Genomic DNA, 745 nt, shown 5'->3' on the forward strand with positions numbered 1-745 from the left:
CCGCCATCGTGGCGGGCGTGCACGGCCAGGCGGGGGCGAGTCTGGTGGCGCCGGCGGTGGCCGAGCTGCGGCGGGCGCTTCCGGGGGTACGGGTGGAACTGCGGCTGATCGGGGCGGAGGATCCGCTGGCGCAGGTGCGCGATGGGCGGGTCGATGTGGCGTTGGTGGTCCGCGCGGCGGCGGCGCCGCCGGTGGAGGGGATCCGGTTGGTGCACCTGCGGGACGACGCGTACCGGGCGGTGCTGCCCCCGGGGCACGGGTTGGCGGCACGGCCGGTGCTGGCGTTGGCCGATCTGGCCGGCGAGCCGTGGGTGGGCAGTGAGTTGCCCGGCCCGTGCCGCGACGCCGTGTCGGCGGCGTGCGCCGCGGCCGGGTTCACCCCGCGGGTGGTGGTGGACAGCGAGGACTACCCGACGGCGCAGGGGTTCGTGGCCGCCGGGTTGGGGGTGAGTTTGGTGCCGCAGACGGGGTTGGGTAGCCCACATCCCGGGGTGGTGGTGCGCGAGGTGCGTGATCCGCGGCCGGTGCGGCGGATCTGGGCTGCGGTGCGCCGGTCTGCTCCGGCCACGCCGGCGCTGCGCGGGATCCTCGACGCGCTGCGGCAGGTCGCGGCGGCGGGGCCGACCGGCTGAGCGGCCGCACGGGTCGGGGTCGGCGGTGGTGAGGCTGGCCACAGGTGGCCTCGTCGGGCCGGTGGTGGTGGGAAGAATGGCCGCCCGTGGACCCCGTATCGCTGACCACCCTG

The 745-nt window shown here is 77.0% G+C and carries 1 protein-coding gene; it reads left to right on the top strand.

What is annotated here, in order from left to right; genetic code table 11:
• Positions 1 to 632 (top strand): LysR substrate-binding domain-containing protein (locus C1I99_RS31765; RefSeq protein ID WP_111137795.1); only part of this gene is annotated, 632 nt, incomplete at its 5' end.
• Positions 633 to 745: the final 113 nt, after the last annotated feature.

Source organism: Micromonospora deserti, from assembly GCF_003236335.1.
GTDB classification, from domain to species: domain Bacteria; phylum Actinomycetota; class Actinomycetes; order Mycobacteriales; family Micromonosporaceae; genus Micromonospora; species Micromonospora deserti.